Consider the following 24,279-nt stretch of genomic DNA (forward strand, 5'->3'; position numbering starts at 1 on the left):
ATGACCGCGATCAACGGACGCGATCTCATCGCTTGGGGCTTCCAGCCGGGCGAATGGTTCAAGCGGGCGGTTTCCATCGCCAACGCGATGCGCCTCGAGGGCGCCGACGATGCGGCGATCCGCGCGCATCTCGTCACTCTCGACCCGGCCACCCACGCGATTCCGATGCGCACGAACAGCCTCGAATTCGGCGTCTTCCTCGACGCCGAAACGGCGGCCGAGCGGGCGAACGCGGCCGCGGTGATCGCGCATATGGACGCGCTCATGCGGGTGCCGACCATCGTGAAGGGCGCGGTGATGCCGGATGCCTGCCCCTCCGGCTTGGTGGAGGGTACGATCCCCGTGGGCGGCGCGGTTGCCTGCGCGGATGCGATCCATCCGGGCTTCCACTCGGCCGACATCTGCTGCTCGGTGGCGATCACCGTGTTCCGTCGCGCCGACGACCCGAAGCGCGTGCTCGACGCGATGCAGGCGGTCACGCATTTCGGTCCCGGCGGCCGAAAGGGTGCGGTCGCGCCGCCGGACGCGGTGATGGCGGGGGTTGCGGGCAACCGCTTCCTTACCGAGTTCGCGGGGCTCGCGGTCGGCCACTTCGCCAGCCAGGGCGACGGCAACCACTTCGCCTATGTCGGGCACCTCGGCTCGACGGGGCAGGTGGCGCTCGTCACCCATCACGGCTCGCGCGGGCTGGGCGCCCAGCTCTACAAGAAGGGCATGGCGGTGGCGCGCCGGCATACCGGGATCGTCGCTCCGCGGGTTCCGGCGCACAATGCCTGGATCAAGGCGGAATCCGACGACGGCCGGGCCTATTGGGAGGCGCTGCAGATCGTGCGGGACTGGACCAAGGCGAGCCATTTCGCGCTCCACGACCTCGTGGCGCGTAAAACCGGCAACGCCGTCGCGGACCAGTTCTGGAACGAGCACAACTTCGTCTTCCGCCGCGAGGACGGGCTCTACTACCACGGCAAGGGGGCGACCCCGTCGTGGCAGGGGTTCTCGGCCGACGATGACGGGCGCACGCTGATCCCGCTCAACATGGCCGAGCCGATCCTGATCGCCCGCCACCGCGACCAAGTGGGCTCGCTCGGCTTCGCCCCGCACGGGGCGGGCCGCAACATGAGCCGGACGGCTTACCTGCGGGAGCACGCGCCCGTCCTGCCCGAGGGCATCGACGTGCGCTTCTTCTGCGGCAAGCCCGACCTGTCGGAGCTGCCGGGCGCCTACAAGGATGCGGCTTCCGTGCGTGCCCAGATCGCGAAGTACGATCTGGCCGAGGTGGTCGACACGGTGGAGCCTTACGGCTGCATCATGGCCGGCGACTGGGAAGCCGACGCACCGTGGAAGCGCAAGGCGGCGGAGAAGCGGGCGGCGAAGGCGGCTGCGGAGCTGACAGCGAAGTGAGAGTGGCGCCGGGCGGGAAACCCGGCGCCGCGTCTCCGTCGAGGCTGAGGCGGCCGCGGGCCATGTCGTCCTGCGCCTCGGGGGGAAGGGCGCGAACGCGCTCGAGGGCGCGTTCCAGAAGTTTGGTCATGCTTTGCATCATGCACGAGGCACGGAGGTCGGAAAACCAGTCGAACGAGGCCGCTCGTGCTGAGAGTCGTGCGATTTTCGGCCGGCAGACTCGCGCAAAACGTGCCTCACACCGCCACCGCCATCGCGGCCTGCTCCTCGACCCCGAACACCCGCTTGTAGCGCTCCACCTCGGCTGCCGGCCCCTGGGCCTTGCTCGGATTGTCGGAGATTTTCACCGTCGGGCGGCCCTCGGCTTCGGTGACCTTGCAGACGACCGAGATCGGGTCGAGCCGCCCCTCCGGCACGAGACCGCGAAAATCGTTGGTCAGCCGCGTGCCCCAGCCGTAGCCGATGCGCATGCGGCCGTGGAAATGGGCGTGGATCGCCTCGATGTCGTCGATGTCGAGCCCATCGGAGAAGATCGCCAGCTTTTCGCGCGGATCGCAGCCGCGCGACTCCCAGAAGGCGAGCGCCTCCTCGCCGCCCGCGATCGGCTCCTTCGAATCGATGCGGATGCCGGTCCAGGCGGTGAGCCAGTCCGGCGCCTTCGCGAGGAAGCCGGTGGTGCCGTAGGTGTCGGGCAGGGCCACCAATAGGTTGCCGGCATAATCCTGCTGCCAGTCGGCCAGCACCGCGTAGGGAGCCTGAGCGAGGGCGTCATCGTCGTCGCCGGCGAGCGCGGCGTAGACCATCGGCAGTTCGTGGGCGTTGGTGCCCACCGCCTCGACCTCGCGGCGCATGGCGATCAGGCAATTCGAGGTGCCGAGGAAGGCGCGCTCGCCCAATCCTTCCCGCATCGCCTGCACGCACCAATCCTGCCACAGGAAGCCGTGGCGGCGGCGCGTGCCGAAATCGGCGATGGAGAGGTCGGGCAGGCGCTTCAGGCGCTCGATCTTCTCCCAGACGCGGGTCATGGCGCGTGCGTAGAGCACCTGCAGCTCGAACTTGCCGAGGCCGCGCAGCACCGCGCGGGAGCGCATCTCGTTGAGGATCGCGAGAGCCGGCACCTCCCACATCGTGGTCTCGACCCAGGGGCCGTGAAAGGTCAGAGCCACCTGTCCGTCGCGCACCTCCAGCTCGTAGTCAGGCAGGCGAAACGCTTCGAACCACGCCATGAACTCGGAGGAGAGGATCTGGCGGCGGCCGTAGAAGGTATTCCCGCGCAGCCAGGTGGATTCGCCCCGGCTCAGGCGGATCGTGCGGGCATGGTCGAGCTGCGCCTGCAACTCCCCGAGGTCAATCTCGTCGGCGACCCGCACGCTCCGGGTGCGGTTCTGGATTCCGAAGCTGACGTTCAGCTCGCGATGGCGGCGGAAGATCATCTGCGCCATCAGGAGCTTGTAGAAATCCGTATCGAGCAGCGAGCGCACGATCGGGTCGATGCGGAAGTTGTGGTCGTAGACCCGCTTCGCGAGGTCGATCATGGGCCGTCCGTGTTCGGGGAGTGTCGCCCGAGCTTGGGGCGGAACGCCCCGGCGATCAACGCCGGTGGGCGCAGGGCTTTGTGACAAAAACGGCGCCCCCGCCGGGGGCGGGAGCGCCGAACGTCACGGAAAGGGGCACGAGGCCCACTCCCGAATAGAATCAGGCGAGGTTGACCTTCTTGGTCTCGGTCTTCGGGCTTTCGCCGGTGAGCGAGGCCTTCACGTAGCCGTAGAGGTGGACCATCGTGGAGGACGGGCTGTCCCAGTACTCGCCCTGCTCGGGATGGATGCGGATCAGGCCGACCTCGGGGTCTTCCTTGCCGTTGGGGAACCACGTCTTGAGGCTCTCCTGCCACTTTTCGTCGATCAGCTTCTGGTCGCGGATCACCTCGGCCTTGCCGGCGATCGAGACGTAGGTCTGGCTCGACGGGTCCGAGTAGGACAGGTTCACCTGATTGTCGCGGCCGATCTCGGCGGTCTTCGGGCTGTGCAGCTTGGTGAAGAACCAAACGTCGCCGTTCTCGTCGATCTCGTTGTTCCACATCGGGCGGCTGTTGAGCGTCCCGTCCTGGTCGGCGGTGGTCAGCATCGCCACCTTGACGTCCTTGACCAGCTCGAAGAGCTTCTTCGCGCCCTCGTGGTCGCGATGGTTGCCCTGGTGCATGAGATCCGTACTCCGTCTGTCGTCAATGGCGTGAGCCGGGCAGGCTGAAGACCCTTGTCGATGGTCCGCTGCCCGGCGATTGCCTCGACAACGAGCGAGGTCGATCTTGGTTCAGGGGGCGGTCGAAGCTTTGCCGGAGGGTGACGGGTGAACGGAATGAGCGTTGCGCTGCTGGCCACGCTGCTGGTCGCCGCTGTGCCGGCCTCCGCGGAGGTGCGCTTCGGCCCCGGCGTGCGCATCGGCGGCCACGATTTCTCGAACCGGCGCTCCCGCAGCGTCCATATCGAGCGGGTGAAGCGGCTGCGCGGCCCCGTCGGCTGCCGGCACCTGCGCCGCGGCGTCTACCGGCGCGGCGACGGCTCGATCGTGCGTGGGCCGATGGAGGAATGCAACCTGATCGCCATTCCGCCGGGGCGGCGGCGCTGAGAACACCGCTTGAAGGCTGGCGTTTGGCGCAAGGGTGGTTAGATGGTCGGGAGCGGGACGGCCCGCCCCGGCGCCCGATGGAGCTTGAGTTTTGGCGATCACGCGCGACGACGTGCTGAAGGCGCTCTCGACTGTCACGGTCGATCGCGGCGGCACCACCCTGCCCGATTCCGGCCGCCTCTCGCCGGTGGTGATCGACCCGGGCAACCGGGTGATGTTCTCGATCCGGATCGATCCGAGCGAGGCCGAGCGGTTCGAGCCGGTGCGGCGCGAGGCCGAAGGCCGCATCCTGGCGCTGTCCGGCGTGTCGAGCGTGCTCGCGAGCCTGACCTCGGAGCGTGCGCCCAACGCGCCGGCTCCCGGCGCGGCCCCGCGTCAAGCGGCCGGCGGTCCCGGTGCTCCGCCGCGCCAGGGCAACGCATTGCCGGGCGTGCGCCATATCGTGGCGGTGGCCTCCGGCAAGGGCGGCGTCGGCAAGTCAACCACCGCCTGCAATCTCGCCCTGGCCTTGAGTGCCCAGGGCCTCAAAGTCGGCCTGCTCGATGCCGACATCTACGGTCCGTCGGTGCCCAAGCTTCTGGGGCTGTCCGGCAAGCCGCGGGTGATCGAGGGCAAGACCCTGGAGCCGCTGCAGGCCTACGGGCTGAAAGCCATGTCGATCGGCCTGCTGATCGAGCCGGAATCGGCGATGATCTGGCGCGGGCCGATGGTGCAGTCGGCCATCACCCAGATGCTGCGCGACGTGGCCTGGGGCGAACTCGACGTGCTCGTCGTCGACATGCCCCCCGGCACCGGCGACGCGCAGCTCACCATGGCCCAGGCCACGCCCTTGTCGGGCGCCGTCATCGTCTCGACGCCGCAGGATCTCGCGCTGATCGACGCCCGCCGCGGCGTGACGATGTTCCGCAAGGTCTCGGTGCCGATCCTCGGCGTGATCGAGAACATGGCGACCTTCGTCTGCCCGAATTGCGGGGCGGCCTCCGCGATCTTCGGCCATGGCGGCGCCCGTCACGAGGCGGAGCGCCTGGAGGTGCCCTTCCTCGGCGAGATCCCGCTCACCATGGCGATCCGCGAGACCTCGGATGCCGGACGCCCCGTGGTCGCGACCGATCCGGACGGGCCGCAGGCCAGGATCTACCGCGAGATCGCCCGGAAACTCTGGGCCAACCTCAGCGGCGCGCCTGCCGGCCGCGCGGCGCCGAAGATCGTCATCGAGTGACTCCCGCCCCGGTCTCCGGGTCGGGTATCTTGGGCCTGATCCTGGCCGGCGGCCTGTCGCGGCGGATGGGTGGGGGCGACAAGCCCCTGCGCCGGCTTGCCGGGCGCACCCTCTTGGAGCGGGTCGCCGAGCGGCTCGGCCCGCAATGCGCCGGCGGGCTCGCGCTCAGCGCCAACGGCGATCCGGCCCGCTTCCGCGCGGCGTTTTCCGGACCCGTCCTGCCCGACACCGTGCCGGACCATCCGGGGCCGCTTGCCGGCATCCTCGCCGGGATGGAGGCCGCCGGTAGAGCGGGCCTCACACACATCGTCAGCGTGCCGGGCGACGCGCCCTTCCTGCCCGTGGACTTCGTCGCGCGTCTCGTCGCGGCCGCGGCTGTGGAGGGCAAGCCGATCGCGCTCGCGGCCTCGGGCGAGCGGCGCCACTTCACCAGCGCGCTCTGGCCGGTCCACTTGCGTGAGGATCTGCGCGGCTGGCTCGCTTCGGGCGAGCGGCGCGTCGGCGGCTTCATCGAGCGGCATGGGGCGGCGGTGGCCTCCTGGCCGGTCGAGCCGGTCGACCCCTTCCTCAACCTCAACGCACCGGAGGATTTGGCCGCGGCCGAAACGCTTCTGGCGCGGGTTCCTTGACGAGCCGGCAATGCACCGCCGGCAGGCTCGCGGATGTTGTGCAAGCCCCTCGGAATTCATATTTAAGTAACTGAGACGACGGCCTTTGGCAGGCAGCGGGTCATCCCACTTCTCCCCCCTCATCCTGAGGTGCCGGAGCGAAGCGGAAGCCTTGAGGGATCCTCCAGAACACGCGCGGGATCGGGAGGATCCCTCAAGGCCGCTTCGCGGCACCTCAGGATGAGGGGAGCGGTCGGGATTGGCGGCCCGTTGACCCGTCCTTGCTAATCTCCGTCCGTTGGCGTTCCGCCATGGGCGACCGAACGAGAACCCGAGAGAGCGACGTTGGCAGACGACAACGACCAACCCGGCGCCGGCACGCCCCCGCCCGCGACCGACATCAAGCCCGTCTCCATCACCGACGAGATGCGCCGGTCCTACCTCGATTACGCCATGAGCGTGATCGTGAGCCGCGCGCTGCCCGATGCGCGCGACGGCCTCAAGCCCGTGCACCGGCGCATCCTGTTCGCGGCGCACGAGAGCGGGCACCTGCCCGAGCGCCGCTACGTCAAGTCGGCCCGCATCGTCGGCGACGTGATCGGTAAGTACCATCCGCACGGCGACCAATCGATCTACGACGCCTTGGTCCGCATGGCCCAGGACTTCTCGATGCGCCTGATGCTCATCGACGGGCAGGGCAATTTCGGCTCGGTCGACGGCGATCCGGCCGCGGCCATGCGCTACACCGAATCGCGTCTGGCCAAGCCCGCCAGCGCGCTCCTCTCGGACATCGACAAGAACACGGTCGATTTCCAGGCGAACTACGACGGGGAGCACGAGGAGCCGACCGTCCTGCCGGCCCGCTTCCCGAACCTGCTGGCCAACGGCGCGGGCGGCATCGCGGTGGGCATGGCCACCAACATCCCGCCGCACAATCTCGGCGAGCTGATCGACGCCTGCATCGCCCTCATCGACGATCAGAGCCTGACCATCGAGGCGCTCAACGAGATCGTGCCCGGTCCCGACTTCCCGACCGGCGGCCTGATCCTCGGCCGCGCGGGCACGCGGCAGGCCTACGCCACGGGCCGCGGCTCGATCATCATGCGGGCGAAATCCCATGTCGAGGAACTGCGCAAGGAGCGCGAGGCGCTGATCTTCACCGAGATCCCGTATCAGGTGAACAAGGCGACGCTGGTCGAGAAGATCGCCGAGCTGGTCAAGGAGAAGCGCGTCGAGGGCATCTCGGACCTGCGCGACGAATCCGACCGCGACGGCATGCGCATCGTCGTCGAGATCAAGCGCGACGCCATGGCCGAGGTCGTGCTGAACCAGCTCTACCGCTACACGCCGCTGCAATCCTCGTTCGGCTGCAACATGGTGGCGCTGAACGGCGGCCGCCCCGAGCTGATGAACCTGAAGGACCTGCTGCTGGCCTTCAACGACTTCCGCGAGGAGGTCGTCTCCCGGCGCACCAAGTTCCTGCTCAACAAGGCGCGCGAGCGGGCCCACGTCTTGTGCGGTCTGGCCATCGCGGTCGCCAATATCGACGAGGTGATCCGCCTGATCCGCACCTCGCCGGACCCGAACACCGCCCGCGAGGCGTTGATGGCCCGCGACTGGCCGGCCCACGACATCGCGCCGCTGATCGCGCTCGTGGACGATCCGCGCTACCGCGTGGCCGAGGACGGCACCTACCGGCTCTCGGAGATCCAGGCCCGCGCGATCCTCGACCTGCGCCTGCAGCGCCTCACCGCTCTCGGCCGTGACGAGGTCGGCGACGAGTTGAAGAAGCTCGCCGACGAGATCGCCGATTATCTCGACATCTTGCGTTCGCGCGCCCGTATCCAGGCGATCGTGAAGACCGAACTGGCCGAGGTGCGCGCGCTCTTCGCCACCCCGCGCAAGACCGAGATCATCGATTCCGATTTCAGCGTCGAGGACGAGGATCTGATCGCCCGCGAGGACATGGTCGTGACCGTGTCCCATGCCGGCTACGTCAAGCGCGTGCCGCTCTCGACCTACCGGGCGCAGCGCCGCGGCGGCAAGGGCCGTTCCGGCATGGCGACCCGCGACGAGGATTTCGTCACCCGGCTGTTCGTGGCCTCGACCCACACGCCGGTGCTGTTCTTCTCCGACCAGGGGCAAGCCTACAAGGAAAAGGTCTGGCGCCTGCCGATGGCCGCGCCGAACGCCCGGGGCAAGGCGCTCGTCAACATCCTGCACCTTCAGAACGAGGGTGAGCGCATCTCGACGATCATGCCGCTGCCCGAGGACGAGACGTCCTGGGACACGCTCGACGTGATGTTCGCCACCGCCTCCGGCAATGTCCGCCGCAACAAGCTGTCGGACTTCACCACGGTGAACCGCAACGGCAAGATCGCGATGAAGCTCGATCCGGGCGACCACATCGTCCATGTCGAGATCTGCCGGCCCGAGCAGAACGTGCTGCTCACCACCGCGCTCGGCCAGTGCATCCGCTTCCCCGTCGAGGATGTGCGCGTCTTCAAGGGTCGCGACTCGACCGGCGTGCGCGGGATCAATCTGGCCAAGGACGACAAAGTCATCTCGATGGCGATCCTCAACGCCTTCGACGCTTCGCCCGAGGAGCGGGCTGGATACCTCAAGATGCGCCGGGCCGTGATCGGCGATGCGGGCGAGGCGGAGGCCGAGCCGGCCGAGGCCGACGAGGCTTCGGAGGCCACGGCGATCTCGCTGGAGCGCTACAACGAGATGGGGGCCGCGGAGCAGTTCGTGCTGACCCTGTCCGAGCGCGGCTTCGGCAAGCGCTCTTCGTCCTACGAGTACCGGACCTCGGGCCGGGGCGGCAAAGGCATCACGGCGATGCGGGTCAACGCCCGCAACGGCCACCTCGTCGCCTCCTTCCCCGTGGAGGCTTCGGACCAGATCATGCTGGTCACCAATGCCGGCCAGCTCATCCGCGTGCCGGTGGACGACATCCGCATCGTCGGCCGCGCCTCGCAGGGCGTGACGGTGTTCAACACCGACAAGGCGGAGCGTGTCGTCTCGGTGGAGCACATCGAGGGCGAGGACGAGAACGGCGACGGCGAAGAGGCCGTCTGATCGAAGGGGCTGCGGAGGGGGCGAAATGGCCTCCCCCTCCGCAGCTCGGCAGGAGTTCTCCATCAAAATTTTGTGATCGAGGATTATTTTTGGAATTACAGTGCCCAGATCTAGTCATGACAGGGTGTTGTTGTCGCGACATCAGTGTTGCCGTTATATCATAGTTTCCATATCCAGCCGTTGGTAGAGAAAGTGCAGCTTTCCTCACACCTTCGGTTCGAGCCGTGCGCAACTCCCTGATTCTCTCCGGCCTCGCGGGCATCCTCCTCTCCGGGACTGCGCTGGCCGCCGACCTGCCGCGCCGCGCCGAGGCGCCGGTCTTCACGCCGATCCCCGTCTTCGCCTGGACGGGCGCGTATTTCGGCGCCAACGGCGGCTACGCCTACACCGAGAGTGACACGCTGCGGACCACCGGCATCGGTGCGCTCCAGGCCAACGTCACCAACGACCTGCGCCGCGCGAACGTCGCTCTGCCGAAGGATGGGTTCAGCTTCGGTGGCCAAGCCGGCTACAACTTTCAGCTCACGCCGGGCACCGGCTTCGTCTTCGGCTTCGAGACCGACGCGCAGTACCTCGATCTGGCGCGCAGCCGCACCGAGACGATCTTCCGACCCGCCATCAACCCGAGCGTGCTGACCAACGTCTACGCCGCCGACCTCGACTTCCTCGGCACCGTGCGCGGCCGTGTCGGCTACGCCTTCGACCGCGTCCTGGTCTATGGCACCGGCGGCTTCGCATACGGCACCACCACGCTGGCCGCGGTCTTCCGCACGGGGACGCCCGTGACCTATGCCGGCGCCCGCTCCGGCCTCGAGACCGGATACGCCTATGGCGGCGGCATCGAGTACGCGATCCCGGCCAATTCCTTCCTGGATCTCACGGGGTCCCTGCAGATGACGGTCAAGGCCGAGTATCTGCGCTACGACCTCGGCAGCCGCACGGTGCTGATCCCCAGCCGGGGCGGCCCCGGCGTCGGCTACAACATCGAATCCCGCACCGAGGGCGCTCTGGCCCGCGTCGGCCTGAACTTCGGGTTCGGCACCTATTAAGCCAGGAAATCGGCGGAGCGCTCCGGTTCCACCGGAGCCTCCTTTCATCCCCGCCCCATCTCGTTCGCGCGGGCGCCCTCCGGGGCGCCCGTTTCTGTTGGCGGCGGTTCCGTTTGTGGGGAAAATGCTCTAGGCCCGTTCCCGTGACGACCCGTACAGCGCTCTACGCCGGTTCCTTCGATCCGGTCACCAACGGCCATCTCGACGTGGTGCGACAGGCCTGCCGCCTCGTGCCGCGGCTGGTGCTGGCCATCGGCGTGCATCCGGGCAAGGCGCCGCTGTTCACGGCCGAGGAGCGCGCCGCCCTGCTGCGCGAGACCTGCGAACCGCTCGCCGCGGCCGAGGGCGCGAGCCTCGAAGTCGTGACTTTCGACGACCTCGCCGTCACGGCCGCCCGGCGCTGCGGCGCACGCCTGTTCATCCGGGGGCTGCGCGACGGCACCGACCTCGATTACGAGATGCAGCTCGCCGGCATGAACGGCGCGATGGCCCCCGAGGTCCAGACTGTGTTCCTGCCCGCCTCCACCGGCGTGCGCCCGATCACCGCGACCCTGGTGCGCCAGATCGCGGCCATGGGCGGCGACGTCTCCCCCTTCGTGCCGCCGGTCGTCGCCGCGCAGCTTGCCGCCCGCTTCGCCAAATCCTGATCCTCATCCAATCCTGATTCCCACTACGGAGCTTTAGACCGCATGAATCGCCGCCACGCCGTCCTCGGCCTCGCCCTCTCCGCCATGCTCCTCGCCGCCCCGGCGCGGGCCGGCGAGAACACCGTGCTTCTCGAGACCAAGGACGGGCGGGTCACGATCGAGCTGCGCCCGGAGATCGCGCCCAAGCACGTCAAGCAGCTCAAGACGCTGATCGGCCAGGGCTTCTACGACGGCCTGAAGTTCCACCGCGTCATCGACGGCTTCATGGTTCAGACGGGTGATCCCAAGGGCAACGGCACCGGCGGCTCCACCCTGCCCAACATTCCCGCCGAGTTCTCCTCCGCGCCGTTCAAGCGCGGCACGGTCGGCATGGCCCGCTCGGGCAGCCCGAACTCGGCCAACTCGCAGTTCTTCATCTGCCTCGGCGACGCGGACTTCCTGAACAACAACTACACCGTCGTCGGCGTCGTCACCTCGGGCATGGACGTGGTCGACAAGGTCAAGAAGGGCTCCAAGGCCGATAACGGCTCCGTGCAGAACCCCGACAAGATCGTGAAGATGACGCTCGCCGGAGGCGGCCAATAGCGGCCCGCCGGCCATCGCGCCGCGGGGTCTGCATCCTCGCGGCCTGCCTTGCCCCGATCATCGCGGGCAGGGCCGATGCGTTCGAGGGCATTGAGCCCTGGCGCACCCTGCCCCAAACCTTGCGGGGTACGCAGCATGTGCCGCTGCCCGCCGGTGACACGGCGGCGGCCCCGGCCGATACCCTGAAGGCGCTCTACCCGGCGCTCGCCGCCTGCTGGAAGGCGCCCGAAGGGCTCAGCCGGTTCGAGCGCGCGGAAATCACGGCGCGTCTCTCCCTGCGCCGGGACGGCTCGGTGATCGGCACGCCGCAGATCACCTTCGCCAAGACGCCGTTTGCGAACACGCCGGGCGATGCCAGAGCCCGGGACATCCTGATTCGGGCGACGCTCGACGCGATCGCCCGCTGCACGCCGGTCCGGCTCACCCCGGCTCTCGGCGGAGCCATCGCGGGGCGCCCCCTGGCGCTGCGCTTCATCTACGACGGACCCAGAGGACAGGGAATTTAACTCATGGCAGAGACGAACGAGACCATCGTCCTGGAGACCACCAAGGGCCGCGTCGTCATCGCGCTGCGCGCCGACCTCGCCCCCAACCACGTCGAGCGGATCAAGACGCTGACGACCCAGGGCTTCTACGACGGCGTGCCGTTCCACCGCGTCATCGACGGCTTCATGGCCCAGACCGGCGACCCGACCGGCACCGGTTCGGGCGGTTCGGAGCTGCCCGACCTCAACGCCGAGTTCAACGCCGAGCCGCATGTGCGCGGCACCTGCTCGATGGCGCGCACCAACTTCCCGCACTCGGCGAATTCGCAGTTCTTCATCTGCTTTTCCGACGCGCGCTTCCTCGACCGCCAGTACACGGTGTGGGGCAAGGTGATCGAGGGCATGGAAGTGGTCGACACGATCAAGCGCGGCGAGCCCGTGCGCGATCCGGACCGGATCGTGAAGGCGACCGTCGCGGCAGCCTAAGCTTGGTTGTACCCCTCTCCCCGCTGTGCGGGGAGAGGGGATGCGCTTCTGATGCTTTGAATGGTCCGGCCGCGGCTCAGCTCTCCGGCGGTTCCCTGAGTCCCGCGGCCTCTTCGAGCCATGTCAGGATTTCCGGTGCCCGCCAGGGCTTGGGCATGAAGGTCGCGGTGACGCGCAGGTCGCTCGGCTGGTCGCCCGCGTCGCCCGAGGTCAGCAGCAGGCGGATGCGCGGCCACGTCACGCCGATGATCCGCGCGAGTTCGAAGCCGCCGATCGTGCCCGGCGTGCGCACGTCCGAGAACACGACGTCGATCCCGTCGCCCCGCTGGTGCAGGATGTCGAGCGCGCGCTCGGCCGTCTCGGCCTCGATGACCTCGAAGCCCTTCTCCTCCAGCAGCTCGGCTGCGAGGTAGCGCTCATCGGGTTCATCCTCGACGACGAGAATGACGGGCCGGCGGCCTGTGGGTCGTGCGTCACTCATGACTGGTCACTCATGACCCTGATAAATCTGGAGAGCTCGCGGGAAAAACGCAGACTGCGCATCCCATGCGACAACCTCCGGCAAAGTCCCCGGTAGACAATACGATAGAACGGTGTGGGCAAACGTCTGTCGTTCATGGGCAACAGCGCCCGGATTTGTTGCGCTCAAGTCCAGTCGGTATGCGGTTTTGCGTGAGATAAGCCGTCGCACCCGCTCTGCGTGCAGGGCTTGATGCGCCCCGACCCCACCGGTCCGGGGTCAAGTGTGCGGTCGGAATAAAATCCGCATTTTCAACGGGGATGGCAACGCGAGAGCGGTTGACGGGTTAAGGCTCAGGTGTGTTCACTGTTTGTTCTGAGCGATGCCCTCCCGAGCCCCTTCGAACCTGCGCCATGCCCCCTTCCCGCTCCTCCGACGTGCCGACGCTGGATGCGCTACGCCGCCTGACGGAGCGCACCGGGACCGGGAGCGAACCGGCGGATTCGCGCACCCTCCCCTTCGGGGTGACGGGGCTCGACGCGGCTTTGCCCGGTGGCGGGCTGGCCCTCGGGGCGCTCCATCAGATCCATGAGGGCGGCCCGCGCGGGCGCTACGCCGCCACCGCCGTGCTGTTTGCCGGCGGCATCCTCGCCCGGCTCGACGGGCCGGTGCTGTGGTGCCTGCACAGCCGCGACCTGTTCGCTCCCGCGCTGGCCCGGGTCGGGCTGCATCCCGACCGGGTGGTCTATTGCGAGACGTGGCGGGATGCCGAGGTGCTGCCGGCCATGGAGGAGGGTTTGCGCCATCGCGGGCTGGCCGGCGTCGTCGGCGAACTCACCCGCATGACGCTCACCCCGTCCCGCCGGCTCCAACTCGCGGCGGAGGGCTCGGGCGTCACCGCGCTCGTCGTGCACCGCCTCTGCGCGGGGGAGGCCGTCGAGCCGGAGCCCAGCGCCGCGCGAACCCGCTGGCGGGTGGCGCCCGCCCCTTCCGAAGGAACGAACCGTCGAATGGGCCGGCCGCGCTGGCGGCTCGACTTGCAGCGCTGCCGCGGCGGGGCGCCGGGGGCTTGGATCGTGGAGGCTTGCGATGCGCAGGGTCGTCTCGCTGTACCTGCCAGCCTGGCCGACCGACCGGCTGCGCCGGAGCGGGTCCAGCGCCGCGCCGCCGGATGAGCCGCTTGCCACCGTGGCGCAGGACGGTGCCCGTCGCGGGCTCGCCGGCGTGGACGCCGCCGCCCGCCGCCTCGGCCTGCGACCGGGCATGAGCGCGGCCCAGGCGCAAGCGCTGGTGCCGGGCCTTCATCTCGTCCCCGCCGATCCCGAGGCGGATGCGGCGGCCCTGGCGCGGCTCGGCCTGTGGTGCCAGCGCTACGCGCCGATCGTCGCCCTCGACCCGCCCGACGGCCTGATGATCGACATCACCGGCGCCGCCCATCTCCACGGCGGCGAGGCGCCCCTGCTCGCCGACCTGTCCGCGCGTCTGGAGCGGTCGGGAATCCTGGCGCGGCTGGCGCTTGCCGACATTCCGGGCTGCGCCTGGGGTGTGGCCCGCTTCGGCGAGGGCGGGATCGTGCCTCGGGGCGGGGCGGAGCAAGCGATCGCGGGGCTGCCGGTGGCGGCCCTGCGGCTCGGCTTCGAGGCGGTGCGGGCGTTGCAGGATGTCGGCATCACCCGCGTGGGCCACTGCCTCGACAAGCCGCGGGCCTCGCTCAGGCTGCGCTTCGGTGCCGAGTTGCTGTTCCGCCTCGACCGGGCGCTGGGCCGCGAGCCGGAGCCGCTGACGGCGCTTGAAGCTCCCGAGACGCCGCGTGTCGCCCTGCGCTTCGCCGAGCCGGTCGGCGCCCGCGAGAGCCTGGAGCGGGTCGTCGCCGACCTCTGCGCCCGGCTCGTGCCGGAACTGGAGCGGCGCGGCCTCGGCGCGCGCCGGCTCGATCTCGTCTTCGTCCGCGTCGATCGCCTCGATCAGGCGATCCGAATCGGCACGGCGGGGCCGAGCCGCGACGCCGCCCACCTCGCCCGGCTGCTCGGCGAGCGCCTCTCTCTGATTGATCCCGGCTTTGGCATTGAGGAAGCGGTGCTCTCCGCCTCGCGGGTCGAGCCTCTGGCCGAGCGGCAGGACACGCATCTCGCCGCCGGCCCGCAGGCGCCGGACCTCGCCGCTCTGGTCGATACCCTGCTGGTGCGCCTCGGCGCCGCCCGGGTCTACCGGCTGGCGCCGGTGGAGAGCGACCTGCCCGAGCGGGCGGTGTGCCGCGTGCCGGCGCTGGCCGCTCCCCTCGGCGCACTCTGGCCCACGGACCTGCCGCGCCCGGCCCGCCTCCTGGCGCCGCCGGAGCCGGTCACGGCGATGGCCGAGATCCCCGACGCGCCGCCGCTGTTCTTCGTCTGGCGCAACACCCGCCACCGGATCGCCCGGGCCGACGGGCCGGAGCGCATCCTCGGCGAGTGGTGGGTGGCGGATGCGGAGGCCGACCTGACGCGCGACTATTACCGCGTCGAGACGGAGGCGGGCGAGCGCTTCTGGCTGTTCCGCGACGGACCGATGGAGGCCAACGGCCGCTGGTGGCTGCACGGGCTCGGCGAGGCGTGACACCGACCCGCGATGATCCATGGCTGGTCGCCCCCGCGACTGCGGGGCGGCGGGCGTCCGACTTTGGTCGGGAGCGATGCAATTCAGCATGAGCACGCCGGAGCTTCAGGTCACGACGCACTTCTCCTTCCTGCGCGGCGCATCGAGCCCGGAGGAGCTGTTTTCCGCAGCGAGCTTGCTCGGCATCCCGGCTTTGGGCGTGACCGATCACGGCTCTCTCGCGGGGATGGTGCGGGCGCATCAGGCGGCGAAGGTCACGGGCGTGCGCCTCGTCGTCGGCTGCCGGCTCGACCTCGACGATCTGGCTTCGCCGCTGCTCGTCTATCCGACCGACCGGGCCGCCTACGGCCGGCTCTGCCGCCTGCTCAGCATCGGCAAAGCCAGGGGCGGCAAGGGCCGCTGCCGCCTGACATGGCGCGATCTCGAAGTGTGGCAGGAGGGGTTTTTTGCGATCCTGCTTGCCGAACGGCCCGAGCCGACGCTGCCGGGCGACCTCGTCCAACTCAAAAAAACATTCGGAGCCCGCGCCTCCTGCGCGCTGACCCGCCGCTTCCGCCCCGACGACGCCGACCGGCTCGACGCCGTGGCCGCCGCGGCGCGGGCGGCGCGGGTGCCCTGCGTCGCCACCGGCGACATCCTCTACCATGTGGCGGGCCGGCGCCGGCTTCAGGACGTCGTGACCTGCATCCGGCTCGGGCTCACCATCGACCGGGCGGGCTTCGCCAAGGAGCGCCACGCCGACCGCTACCTGAAAGCTCCGGCCGAGACCGCGCGCCTGTTCGCCCGCTTTCCCGAGGCGCGGGCGCGGGCGGGCGAGATCGCCTCCGCCTGCACCTTCTCGCTGGACGACCTCGCCTACACCTACCCGACGGAAACCCGCGAGGACGGGCTCTCGCCGCAGGAGCGGCTGGAGATCCTGACCTGGGCCGGCGCCGCGACGCGCTATCCGGCCGGCGTGCCGGAGGCGGTGACGCGCCAGTTGCGCCACGAACTCGACCTGATCGGGCGGCTCGCCTACGCGCCCTACTTCCTGACGGTCGAATCCATCGTCGCCTTCGCCAATCTTGAAAAGATCCTGTGCCAGGGGCGCGGCTCGGCGGCCAATTCCGCCGTCTGCTTCTGCCTCGGCATCACCTCGATCGATCCGATGCGGCAGAACCTGCTGTTCGAGCGCTTCGTCTCGGAGGCGCGCCGCGAGCCGCCCGACATCGACGTCGATTTCGAGCACGAGCGCCGCGAGGAGGTGATCCAGTGGATCTTCGCCACCTATGGCCGCCACCGCGCCGCCCTCACCGCCATCGTCAGCCGCTTCCGCTCCCGCGGGGCGCTGCGCGAGGTCGGCAAGGTGATGGGCCTGCCTGAGGACGTGACCGGCGCCCTCAACCGGATGACCTGGTCCTGGAGCAGCGAGGGCGTCGGCGAGCGCGAATTGCGCGAACTCAACCTCAACCCCGACGATCGGCGCCTGCGCCTGACGCTCGAGATCGCCCGCGAACTCATCGGCACGCCGCGCCACCTCTCCCAGCATCCCGGCGGCTTCGTCCTGACGCTGGACCGGCTCGACGAGCTGGTGCCGGTCGAGCCCGCGGCGATGATCGACCGTCAGGTCATCGAGTGGGACAAGGACGACATCGACGCCCTGAAGTTCATGAAGGTCGACGTGCTCGGGCTCGGCATGCTCGGCTGCCTGCGCCGCGCCTTCGACCTGTTGGCCGAGATCAAGCACGCGCCGCTCGATCTCGCCTCGATCCCTTCCGAAGATCCGGCCACCTACGCGATGATCCGGCGCGCCGACACGCTCGGCGTGTTCCAGATCGAGAGCCGCGCGCAGATGGCGATGCTGCCGCGGATGAAGCCGGACAAATTCTACGACCTCGTCATCGAGGTGGCGATCGTGCGCCCCGGCCCGATCCAGGGCGACATGGTCCATCCCTATCTGCGCCGCCGCGAGGGCCTCGAAGAGGTGACCTACCCGACGCCCGAGCTGCGGGCGGTTTTGGAGAAGACCCTCGGCGTGCCGCTGTTCCAGGAGCAGGCGATGCAGGTGGCGATGGTCGGCGCCGGCTTCTCCGCCACCGAGGCCGACGAGCTGCGCCGCTCCATGGCGACCTTCAAGTTCACCGGCGGCGTCCACCGCTTCCAGGACCGCCTCGTCGAGGGCATGGTCGCCAACGGCTACGCCCGCGACTTTGCCGAGCGCACCTTCAAGCAGCTCGAAGGCTTCGGGTCCTACGGCTTCCCCGAGAGCCACGCCGCCTCCTTCGCGCTCCTGGCCTATGCCTCGTCGTGGATGAAGTGCCACCATCCGGATGTGTTCTGCGCCGCGCTGCTGAACGCGCAGCCGATGGGCTTCTACGCCCCCGCCCAGATCGTGCGCGACGCCCGCGCCCACGGCGTCGAGATCCGCCCGCTCGACGTGAATTTTTCGCAGTGGGACTGCACCCTCGAATCGCTCGGTGCGGGCCGAAAACTGTTCGCGGTGCGTCTGGGTCTGCGCCTCGCGGGCGGCCTGTCCGAGCGGGACGGGCAGCATCTGGCGAAGATGCGCGGCGGGCGCCCCTTCGCCTCCCTGCCCGAACTGGCGGACCGGGCCGGAATCCCGGCAGCCAGCCTGACCTGCCTCGTGCGGGCCGATGCGTTCCGCTCGCTCGGCCTCAACCGGCGTGAAGCCGCCTGGGCGGTCAAGGCCCTGCGGCCCGATCCCCTGCCCCTCTTCGCCGCCCTGTCCGCACCGATGCCCGCCGAACCCGCCGTCTCGCTGCCGGCGATGAGCGAGGGCGGCGAGGTCGTCGCCGATTACGGTGCCAACGGCCTCAGCCTGCGCGCCCACCCCCTCGCCTTCCTGCGCGAGACCCTCACGGCTCTGGGGGCCCGGCCCTGCGCGGCGCTGGAGCGGGTGGGCAACGGGGCGCCGATCGTCGTCGTCGGGATCGTGCTGATGCGCCAGCGGCCGGGCTCGGCCAAGGGCACGATGTTCATGACTCTGGAGGACGAGACCGGCATCGCCAACCTGATCGTCCGGCCCGAGCTGTTCGACCGGCAGCGCCGGGTCGTGCTCGGCGCCCGGCTGATGGCCTGCCGCGGTCGGGTGCAGCGGGTCGGCGACGTGATCCACCTCGTGGCCGTGGAGCTGTTCGATCGCTCCGGCCTGCTGCGGCGGATCGGCGAGGCGCCGATTGCCCTGCGCACCGGCCGCGGCGACGAGACCGGCCAGAGCGTCCGGCCCGATCCGCGTGAGGCCGCGCTGCCGGTGCGGGCTCGCAATTTCCGGTAGGCTCGAAGCGCGATTGGCCCGTACAGAGACTGAGGACGCGCATCGGCGATCGCGCGGACGAGCCGGATGATCTGGAGGCCGTATCATGACCTCGGCGGAGATCGGTCTCTCGGAGCCGCCTACACATCGACGTCGGTCGCTGTCCCCGACCGTCATCGAGCGCGCGTTGGCTTATGCCTCGATCGCGTTGCTTGTCGCAGTGGCAGGCGCGCTCGTCCGTGGCCACGCGGACTGGCTGAAGGTTCCCGCCCTCATCCAGCTGCACATCGCGACAATCAGCCTGTGCCTTGTGCTGACGCCCGTGCTGCTCCTCGGACGGCGCGGCGTGCGGTGGCACCGCGTGCTCGGTTATGGATGGGTCGCGTCCATGAGTGCGACGGCTCTGCTGACCTTTGGTATCCGCGACAGCAACCACGGCGGGCTGAGTGCCATCCACGTCCTATCGGCAATCACGCTGACGCAAGCACCGATGCTGGCATGGCATGCCCGCAAACATCGCGTCGATGCGCATCGCTACACAGTCCTGTCGCTGGTTTCAGGTGCACTCTTGATCGCGGGGCTGTTTACCCTGTTGCCCGGTCGCATGTTGGGTCGATGGCTGTTTGCCTGATGCTAGAGCCATGCATTTCACCGATGTATCACTAAGGAAACCATGACCGGCCTCTGTGATCAGATTCATGAAGTCTTCGCATTGAGGTCTTTGGATCGCTCTCGAGTCGAAGCAATCAATCCCGGGTTAAACCCCATCTTTCGGCCGTAACGCGAAAGCCCGGGCCCTGCCCTCGCCGGTCCGTCACGCTGTCCGGGTGATCAGGATCCGATCTGCGCGCCGATCCTCATGTCGGGGGCCGGGCGAGGCCTTCTCGCCTCATTCTCCGCCGGCCGCGGCGACTCAGCGATCGACAGAACATGATCGCTTCCTGCCGGGTTAGCCCGAGCGCGAGGGGGGCCACGATGATCCTGCGAACGGGCGCGGTCTGGCTCGGGCCACCGCGAAGAAAAAAGGTCCGTTCCGTCGATGCAGACAGTCTCCCAACCGCGCGACACCGCCATCGTGTTCGGCGGCGGCAACGCGCTCGGTGCCTATCATGCCGGCGCCTTCGCGGTTCTGCAGGCCCGCGGCATCCGGCCGGACCGATTGGTGGGCGCCTCGATGGGGGCCGTCACCGGGGCGATCATCGCCGGCAACGCGCCGGAGGACCGGATCGAGCGGCTTGACCGGTTCTGGAACGAGGCGACCCTGCAGACCGGCCTCTCCGGAACCGATTTCCTGAAGCCGCGGCAGTACTACAATGCCCTCCACTCGCTCCTGACGCTGGCCTGGGGGCGGCCCAGCATCTTCACGCACCGCTATCCCGGCCTGTGGTCGGCCCTGCCCTGGGTGCCCAACGACGTCGCCTTGTTCGACCACAGGCCCCTGCGCGCCACGCTCGAGCGTCTGGTCGATTTCGAACGCCTGAACCGGGCCGAGATCCGGCTCACCATCGCCTGCATCGACGTGGCGACCGGCGAGGAGGTGTACTTCGACAACACCCATCAGGCGATCCAGCCCGAGCACATCCTGGCCAGCGCCGCCCTGTTGCCGGCGTTCCCGCCGGTCGAGATCGACGGGCGCATGCTGTGCGATGCCGGCTACACCAACAACCTCCCCCTCGATCCGCTGTTCGAGCCCGAGCCGACCCGCGACCTGCTCTGCATCGCCCTCGACCTGTTCTCCCTGCGGGCGGATCGTCCGCGCTCGCTCGACGCGGTGCTGGAGCGGGCCAACGACCTCATCTTCGCCAGTGCCGCCCGGCGTGCGGTCGCGGGGCTCGCGCGCAGCTATGCCCTGCGCGAGCGGCTCGATCCGGACGGCCCCGCCGCGACGCTCTTGCACATCGTCCATCAGGCCGGCGCGGACCAGCTCGCGTCGAAGAGCTTCGACTTCTCGCCCTCCTCGATCCGCGACCGCTGGGAGGCGGGCGCCCGCGACATGGAGCGGGGTCTCGACCGCCTGGCCGAACTGCCGCCTCCGCCGGGCCGCTTCCGCTACGAGTGCCCGTGACGGCACGGCGACGGCCGGCTTGTCGGGGGCAGACGATGCTCAGCGGTCGCAGCCTTGCCGGCTTGCGTTTGCGAGGGGGGGCTGTCGACCTCTTGCCGACCTTCGAAACGTCCGCTTCGAGGCTGTCGAGGCGGAGGACAATGACCGGGTCAGGTGGACGGCGCTCCAGCACGACCTGGGCAAATTCTGCAGAAAAAGTGTTTCAGATCAGAGAATTAGCCCAGTGGCCCGCTTTTGTTGAGTCATTGATCTCGCTGCGGAAATCCGGAATCTCGCCCAGGTAGTGCTCGCTAGTTTGGAGTTAAGGCAGATCAATATTTGCATTTGAAAACGATCGCTTTATAGGGATGTCCTTCGTTCAATGGATCGAAGCATTGTCAGCAATTCCGCGCTAACGCGTGCAATTTGGCGGTGATAAACTAGGGAAACGACTGATGTCCAGCGATCTTGGCCTCGACCTGCCGAACGACTTGTCTGCGTTCGTGGGAACCCATTTCATCTATACCTACGCCAACGGCTGGAAGTATGAGTGGTATGCCCGTAACGAGAAGACATGCGATTACCGCATACACCAGGGCTTGGTCGGTGGGCGCTGGGTGACCAACCAAGCGGTCGATCTCGTCCAGCTCGCGCCGGACATGTATAAGGCCGATTGGCACGAGCCCACCGGCACCTGCGTCAGCCTCTATTTCGATACGAAGCGCAGGCTGGTGCACGGCACCATCTTCTTCCCGCAGTGGATCGCGGGTGAAGGAGCACATCCCGAGAAGACGATCTGCTACCAGAACGACTTCATGGACGATATGCACCGCTTCCGAGACGAAGGCCCGGCATACCCATACGTGGTCATCGGCGAGTTCGCCAAGATCACATTCATGGAGCAGCGTGGCCGCGACAACGACGAGGTCATCAACGCGGCCCCCGGCCAGCTTCCTGCGGGCTATCTCGAACGCACGAACTGATCACGCCAGAGCGGATGACGGCATTCATTTGACCGAATGCCGTCGTCACTCGCTGTAGCGCCAGCCGAGCATGGTGCGGGAACGCTATAGACACGGTTGGGTTGGAGCCAGTTGGTCCCCTCTACGGCACACTTGGGTCGCATATGGAATGCCCGCCTCTGGTCAAAGGGTCCGCTCCCCACCCCAACGGTCCTTCGCACAGGCAAGCCGGCTGCGTTTCACCCCGATCCCCGCCGGCGTTCAGATCTGCGCCGACTTGGCCGGCCTGAGCGAGCGCCGCCACCGGCCTGGCATCGGCCACGCCGAGGCCGAGCGCGATTGCCGCCGCGCGGCCAGCACGAGGTAGATGAGCGAGGCGAGGTGCCCCGCACCCACCGCCGCCGCGGCGCCGCTGACGCCGCCGGCTTGCATCAGCGGGACCACCACGGCGAGCGACACGACCATGCTCACGCACAGCGACTCGAACAGCACCCGGGTGTTCTGCTTGGCGCGGAAGTAGTTCGCGGCGAGGTCGCGGGCCAGCACGATCACGACGCTGACCGAGAGGATGTGCAGGCAGTTGGCATAGGCCGCATATTCCGCCCCAAAGATCAGGCGCAGCCACATCTCGCCCGGAATGGCGAGGAACGCGAGGATCGTGATGATCGGCACTCCGAGCTTGACGCCTGTGCGCAGCAGGTAGCGGCGCAGAGCCGCCTCCCCGCCCTCGGAATGCGCGCGCGCGGCGGCCACCGGCAGGACGTTCTCCGTGGCGGCGAGCAGCAGCAGCACGGTCCCCACGAGGTACTGCGCCGCCCGCAGGCCGCCGAGTTCCTTGAGGCCGAGCGTCGAGCCTGCCATCAGCCAGATGAGCTGCTCCTGGACGAAGGTGACGAAGACGATCGGCAGGAGCCAGCGCGCGAGCGGGATGTGGCGTCGAAAGACCGCGCCGGTTTGCACGCGGCCGGGCCGGTGCAGGATCGGCCGGCCGAACGCAACGATGAAGGGCAGGCAGGTCGCGAGCGAAGTCGCGGCGAGCAGCCAGACGAAGCCGTTGCTGCCGATGGCATCGTGCTCGAGCCAGATCAGCAGGGCGACGAAGGGGAAGCTTGCGGCGCGGGCGAAATCCATGAGCAGGGCCTGCACGCCCCGACCTTTCGCAAACAGGAGGCGGCGCAGGGTGAACTGGAGGTTCTGCGCCAGCATCAGGGCGCAGGCCGCCAGAAGCGTCTCGCCCGACATCCCGCCGATGAGGAGGGCGATCACAACGAAGACCGCGCCGGGCACGCAGAGCAGGAAGGCGCCCGCGAGGATGGTCGCGGCATAGGCCGTCGAGACGCCGCTGCGGGCGCCGACAAGGGTCATCATCGGCGCGGTGATCAGGGCGTTGTGCAGGGCCTGTGCGAAGCTGAGCACGATCAGGATCATCGCGAAATGCCCGAACTCGGCGATGCCGAGCAGGCGGGCGGCAACGATGCCGCTGAGGAAGCCGAAGCCGCTGACGACGCCCTGGTCGGCCAGGGCGGCGAGGGCGGCCGGCGGACGCCGGACGAGGCCGGCGGCGCGCCGGAGCAGGCCTGCCGGCCGGGAGGACGCGGTGTGAGCTTCGGGCATCGCGGATTTCCTGCTCAGCGCGTGGCCAGGATGGCCGTCGCGGCGCGGCGCATCGCCCGGCTCCGGCTGAACAGCCAGAGCGGGTTGGATGCCACGACGTTGCGGCTGGCGCCGCGCTTGAATTCGGTGACGCCCGGGTTACCGGCGGGGTCGATGCCGCCGAGATCGAGCACCGACCCCCCCTCGCGCTTGGCCCGCTCGATCAGGCGCCAGAGGGCGAGGCGGCCGGCTCCGGTCGCCTTGGCCCGCTCGTTCGAGGCGACGTAGAAGTCCGTCCAGCGGTTCGCAGCCCGGTGGATGATCCGCACCAGAACGGGCTCGTTCCGCTCTCGTATTTCGAGGAACAGGAGGTTCGGGTCGTTCGCGGCCAGATCGCGGAAGGCGGTCGTGTCGAGGCTGTTGCGGAACCCTTTGCGCCGTTTCAGGGCATCGTAGAGCCGGACGAAGGTCTCGAAGGCCGCCAGCCGTTCTGCCGGACCGGTCGGGAATGTCGTCGTGAGATCCGGGTTTCGCTCGGCGGTCTTGAGAACGTCGCGCCAGCGACCCTCCATGGCGGAGCGGATCTGGTCGATCTCTCCGGTCAAATTGAGTTCCAGCGTGTGCATCCGGGCGGTGACGACCGGCGCGAAGCCGTGGCCGAGCAGGGCCAGCACCGCGGCCGGCGTCTGGAACTGTTGGTAGTTCACGCCGAGCAGATCGAGGCGGCCGAGGTCGAGATGGCCGAGGAAGGCGCGGAACACCGCCTCCGCCCGCTTCTCACCGAGCCGTGTCAGGACCGGGCAGCCCTGCGCCAGGACGATGTGGCTGAGCCAGCGGCGGCGGCGCTGAACCTGGGCGTAGGCGAGTGCCTGTCCGTCGCCGGCGCGGATGGCGAGCCGCCGCACCTCCCAGCCGACGCGGCGCTTGTACTCGCCCCAGTGGCGCGACGCGTAGAGGTTGGCGCCCGGCTGCTGCCAGACCGCCTCGTCCCAATCGGGATCCTCTGTGACGTCGACGACCGTCAGTTGCCCCACCTTCGAACATCCTTTCCGTGCCGGCCGTTCCGGCGCGGGACAGGCCATGGCCTGCCTGACGCTGATCAGCAAGGGACGAGCCACCACGCCGTCATCAATAATGAAACCAATATGTCAGATTAACCACGGTCGATCGGGATGATTTGTGCAGATGC

Annotated in this window: 21 protein-coding genes; 16 read left to right on the top strand and 5 right to left on the bottom strand. The window is 68.7% G+C overall.

Annotated features, from left to right (window positions below; translation table 11 throughout):
* A complete protein-coding gene (locus E4V01_RS11495) occupies positions 1-1,401 on the top strand; it encodes an RtcB family protein (protein WP_060771827.1) in 1,401 nt (466 codons plus the stop codon).
* A 236-nt stretch (positions 1,402-1,637) separates the two neighbouring features.
* Here the strand turns inward: E4V01_RS11495 and E4V01_RS11500 are convergent, their stop codons facing one another.
* Both E4V01_RS11500 and E4V01_RS11505 read right to left on the bottom strand, forming a co-directional pair.
* On the bottom strand, positions 1,638-2,936 hold the full coding sequence (locus E4V01_RS11500; RefSeq protein WP_135298422.1) for a nicotinate phosphoribosyltransferase: 1,299 nt from the start codon (positions 2,934-2,936) through the stop codon (positions 1,638-1,640).
* Positions 2,937-3,096: 160 nt separating this feature from the next.
* Positions 3,097-3,600 (bottom strand): pyridoxamine 5'-phosphate oxidase family protein, encoded by a 504-nt coding sequence (locus E4V01_RS11505; protein ID WP_060771829.1) that lies wholly within the window; start codon positions 3,598-3,600, stop codon positions 3,097-3,099.
* 156 nt (positions 3,601-3,756) lie between these two features.
* Here E4V01_RS11505 and E4V01_RS11510 point away from each other — a divergent pair, with 156 nt between their 5' ends.
* The 9 genes from E4V01_RS11510 (at position 3,757) to E4V01_RS11550 (ending at position 12,186) form a co-directional block, all read left to right on the top strand.
* A complete protein-coding gene (locus tag E4V01_RS11510) occupies positions 3,757-4,026 on the top strand; it encodes a hypothetical protein (protein WP_060771830.1) in 270 nt (89 codons plus the stop codon).
* Between the two features lie 91 nt (positions 4,027-4,117).
* Positions 4,118-5,245, top strand: coding sequence for an Mrp/NBP35 family ATP-binding protein (locus E4V01_RS11515; RefSeq protein ID WP_135298423.1), 1,128 nt, complete (start codon positions 4,118-4,120; stop codon positions 5,243-5,245).
* Between the two features lie 29 nt (positions 5,246-5,274).
* Positions 5,275-5,874, top strand: coding sequence for a molybdenum cofactor guanylyltransferase MobA (gene mobA, locus E4V01_RS11520; RefSeq protein ID WP_083530996.1), 600 nt, complete (start codon positions 5,275-5,277; stop codon positions 5,872-5,874).
* Positions 5,875-6,198: 324 nt separating this feature from the next.
* Positions 6,199-8,934, top strand: a complete 2,736-nt coding sequence (gene gyrA / locus E4V01_RS11525; protein WP_060771832.1) for a DNA gyrase subunit A — start codon at positions 6,199-6,201, stop codon at positions 8,932-8,934.
* 224 nt (positions 8,935-9,158) lie between these two features.
* A complete protein-coding gene (locus E4V01_RS11530) occupies positions 9,159-9,983 on the top strand; it encodes an outer membrane protein (RefSeq protein WP_135298424.1) in 825 nt (274 codons plus the stop codon).
* A 143-nt stretch (positions 9,984-10,126) separates the two neighbouring features.
* On the top strand, positions 10,127-10,630 hold the full coding sequence (gene coaD / locus E4V01_RS11535) for a pantetheine-phosphate adenylyltransferase (protein WP_060771834.1): 504 nt from the start codon (positions 10,127-10,129) through the stop codon (positions 10,628-10,630).
* A gap of 42 nt (positions 10,631-10,672) precedes the next feature.
* Positions 10,673-11,215: a peptidylprolyl isomerase gene (locus tag E4V01_RS11540; RefSeq protein WP_060771835.1), complete on the top strand. Its 543-nt coding sequence runs from the start codon at positions 10,673-10,675 to the stop codon at positions 11,213-11,215.
* A 59-nt stretch (positions 11,216-11,274) separates the two neighbouring features.
* Positions 11,275-11,721 (top strand): hypothetical protein, encoded by a 447-nt coding sequence (locus E4V01_RS11545; protein ID WP_060771836.1) that lies wholly within the window; start codon positions 11,275-11,277, stop codon positions 11,719-11,721.
* Between the two features lie 3 nt (positions 11,722-11,724).
* On the top strand, positions 11,725-12,186 hold the full coding sequence (locus tag E4V01_RS11550; RefSeq protein WP_012255637.1) for a peptidylprolyl isomerase: 462 nt from the start codon (positions 11,725-11,727) through the stop codon (positions 12,184-12,186).
* 76 nt (positions 12,187-12,262) lie between these two features.
* On the opposite strand, the gene E4V01_RS11555 is transcribed toward E4V01_RS11550, so the two are convergent.
* Positions 12,263-12,667: a response regulator gene (locus E4V01_RS11555; protein WP_060771837.1), complete on the bottom strand. Its 405-nt coding sequence runs from the start codon at positions 12,665-12,667 to the stop codon at positions 12,263-12,265.
* A 392-nt stretch (positions 12,668-13,059) separates the two neighbouring features.
* On the opposite strand from E4V01_RS11555, the gene E4V01_RS11560 reads away from it, so the two are divergent.
* The 6 genes from E4V01_RS11560 (at position 13,060) to E4V01_RS11585 (ending at position 21,518) form a co-directional block, all read left to right on the top strand.
* Positions 13,060-13,821: an ImuA family protein gene (locus E4V01_RS11560; protein WP_135298425.1), complete on the top strand. Its 762-nt coding sequence runs from the start codon at positions 13,060-13,062 to the stop codon at positions 13,819-13,821.
* Positions 13,736-15,238 carry a DUF6504 family protein gene (locus E4V01_RS11565; RefSeq protein ID WP_193763193.1) on the top strand — a complete coding sequence of 501 codons (1,503 nt, stop codon included), beginning with the start codon at positions 13,736-13,738 and terminating at the stop codon, positions 15,236-15,238. Before E4V01_RS11560 ends, E4V01_RS11565 begins: the two co-directional genes overlap by 86 nt.
* Positions 15,239-15,326: 88 nt before the next feature.
* Complete coding sequence (locus E4V01_RS11570) at positions 15,327-18,512, top strand: error-prone DNA polymerase (RefSeq protein ID WP_371688518.1); 3,186 nt, start codon at positions 15,327-15,329, stop codon at positions 18,510-18,512.
* Between the two features lie 85 nt (positions 18,513-18,597).
* Positions 18,598-19,122 carry a DUF2306 domain-containing protein gene (locus tag E4V01_RS11575; RefSeq protein ID WP_201026756.1) on the top strand — a complete coding sequence of 175 codons (525 nt, stop codon included), beginning with the start codon at positions 18,598-18,600 and terminating at the stop codon, positions 19,120-19,122.
* A gap of 408 nt (positions 19,123-19,530) precedes the next feature.
* The gene (locus E4V01_RS11580) at positions 19,531-20,556 is read left to right on the top strand and encodes a patatin-like phospholipase family protein (RefSeq protein ID WP_135298427.1); all 1,026 of its coding nucleotides are present in this window, start codon (positions 19,531-19,533) and stop codon (positions 20,554-20,556) included.
* 434 nt (positions 20,557-20,990) lie between these two features.
* On the top strand, positions 20,991-21,518 hold the full coding sequence (locus tag E4V01_RS11585) for a phenolic acid decarboxylase (RefSeq protein ID WP_060771841.1): 528 nt from the start codon (positions 20,991-20,993) through the stop codon (positions 21,516-21,518).
* A gap of 240 nt (positions 21,519-21,758) precedes the next feature.
* Here the strand turns inward: E4V01_RS11585 and E4V01_RS11590 are convergent, their stop codons facing one another.
* The gene (locus E4V01_RS11590; RefSeq protein ID WP_135298428.1) at positions 21,759-23,111 is read right to left on the bottom strand and encodes an oligosaccharide flippase family protein; all 1,353 of its coding nucleotides are present in this window, start codon (positions 23,109-23,111) and stop codon (positions 21,759-21,761) included.
* A gap of 14 nt (positions 23,112-23,125) precedes the next feature.
* Positions 23,126-24,124, bottom strand: coding sequence for a GNAT family N-acetyltransferase (locus E4V01_RS11595; protein WP_135298429.1), 999 nt, complete (start codon positions 24,122-24,124; stop codon positions 23,126-23,128).
* Positions 24,125-24,279 lie beyond the last annotated feature (155 nt).

It is taken from the genome of Methylorubrum sp. Q1 (assembly GCF_004683995.1).
Taxonomy (GTDB): Bacteria; Pseudomonadota; Alphaproteobacteria; order Rhizobiales; family Beijerinckiaceae; genus Methylobacterium.

Coding starts and splice junctions, on each gene's coding strand:
- E4V01_RS11550 (WP_012255637.1), top strand. CDS start 11,725: ATGGCAGAGACGAACGAGACCATCGTCCTGGAGACCACCAAGGGCCGC.
- E4V01_RS11575 (WP_201026756.1), top strand. CDS start 18,598: ATGACCTCGGCGGAGATCGGTCTCTCGGAGCCGCCTACACATCGACGT.
- E4V01_RS11585 (WP_060771841.1), top strand. CDS start 20,991: ATGTCCAGCGATCTTGGCCTCGACCTGCCGAACGACTTGTCTGCGTTC.
- E4V01_RS11510 (WP_060771830.1), top strand. CDS start 3,757: ATGAGCGTTGCGCTGCTGGCCACGCTGCTGGTCGCCGCTGTGCCGGCC.
- E4V01_RS11560 (WP_135298425.1), top strand. CDS start 13,060: ATGCCCCCTTCCCGCTCCTCCGACGTGCCGACGCTGGATGCGCTACGC.
- E4V01_RS11570 (WP_371688518.1), top strand. CDS start 15,327: ATGAGCACGCCGGAGCTTCAGGTCACGACGCACTTCTCCTTCCTGCGC.
- E4V01_RS11555 (WP_060771837.1), bottom strand. CDS start 12,667: ATGAGTGACGCACGACCCACAGGCCGCCGGCCCGTCATTCTCGTCGTC.
- E4V01_RS11565 (WP_193763193.1), top strand. CDS start 13,736: ATGCGCAGGGTCGTCTCGCTGTACCTGCCAGCCTGGCCGACCGACCGG.
- E4V01_RS11590 (WP_135298428.1), bottom strand. CDS start 23,111: ATGCCCGAAGCTCACACCGCGTCCTCCCGGCCGGCAGGCCTGCTCCGG.
- E4V01_RS11500 (WP_135298422.1), bottom strand. CDS start 2,936: ATGATCGACCTCGCGAAGCGGGTCTACGACCACAACTTCCGCATCGAC.
- E4V01_RS11505 (WP_060771829.1), bottom strand. CDS start 3,600: ATGCACCAGGGCAACCATCGCGACCACGAGGGCGCGAAGAAGCTCTTC.
- E4V01_RS11540 (WP_060771835.1), top strand. CDS start 10,673: ATGAATCGCCGCCACGCCGTCCTCGGCCTCGCCCTCTCCGCCATGCTC.
- E4V01_RS11495 (WP_060771827.1), top strand. CDS start 1: ATGACCGCGATCAACGGACGCGATCTCATCGCTTGGGGCTTCCAGCCG.
- E4V01_RS11580 (WP_135298427.1), top strand. CDS start 19,531: ATGCAGACAGTCTCCCAACCGCGCGACACCGCCATCGTGTTCGGCGGC.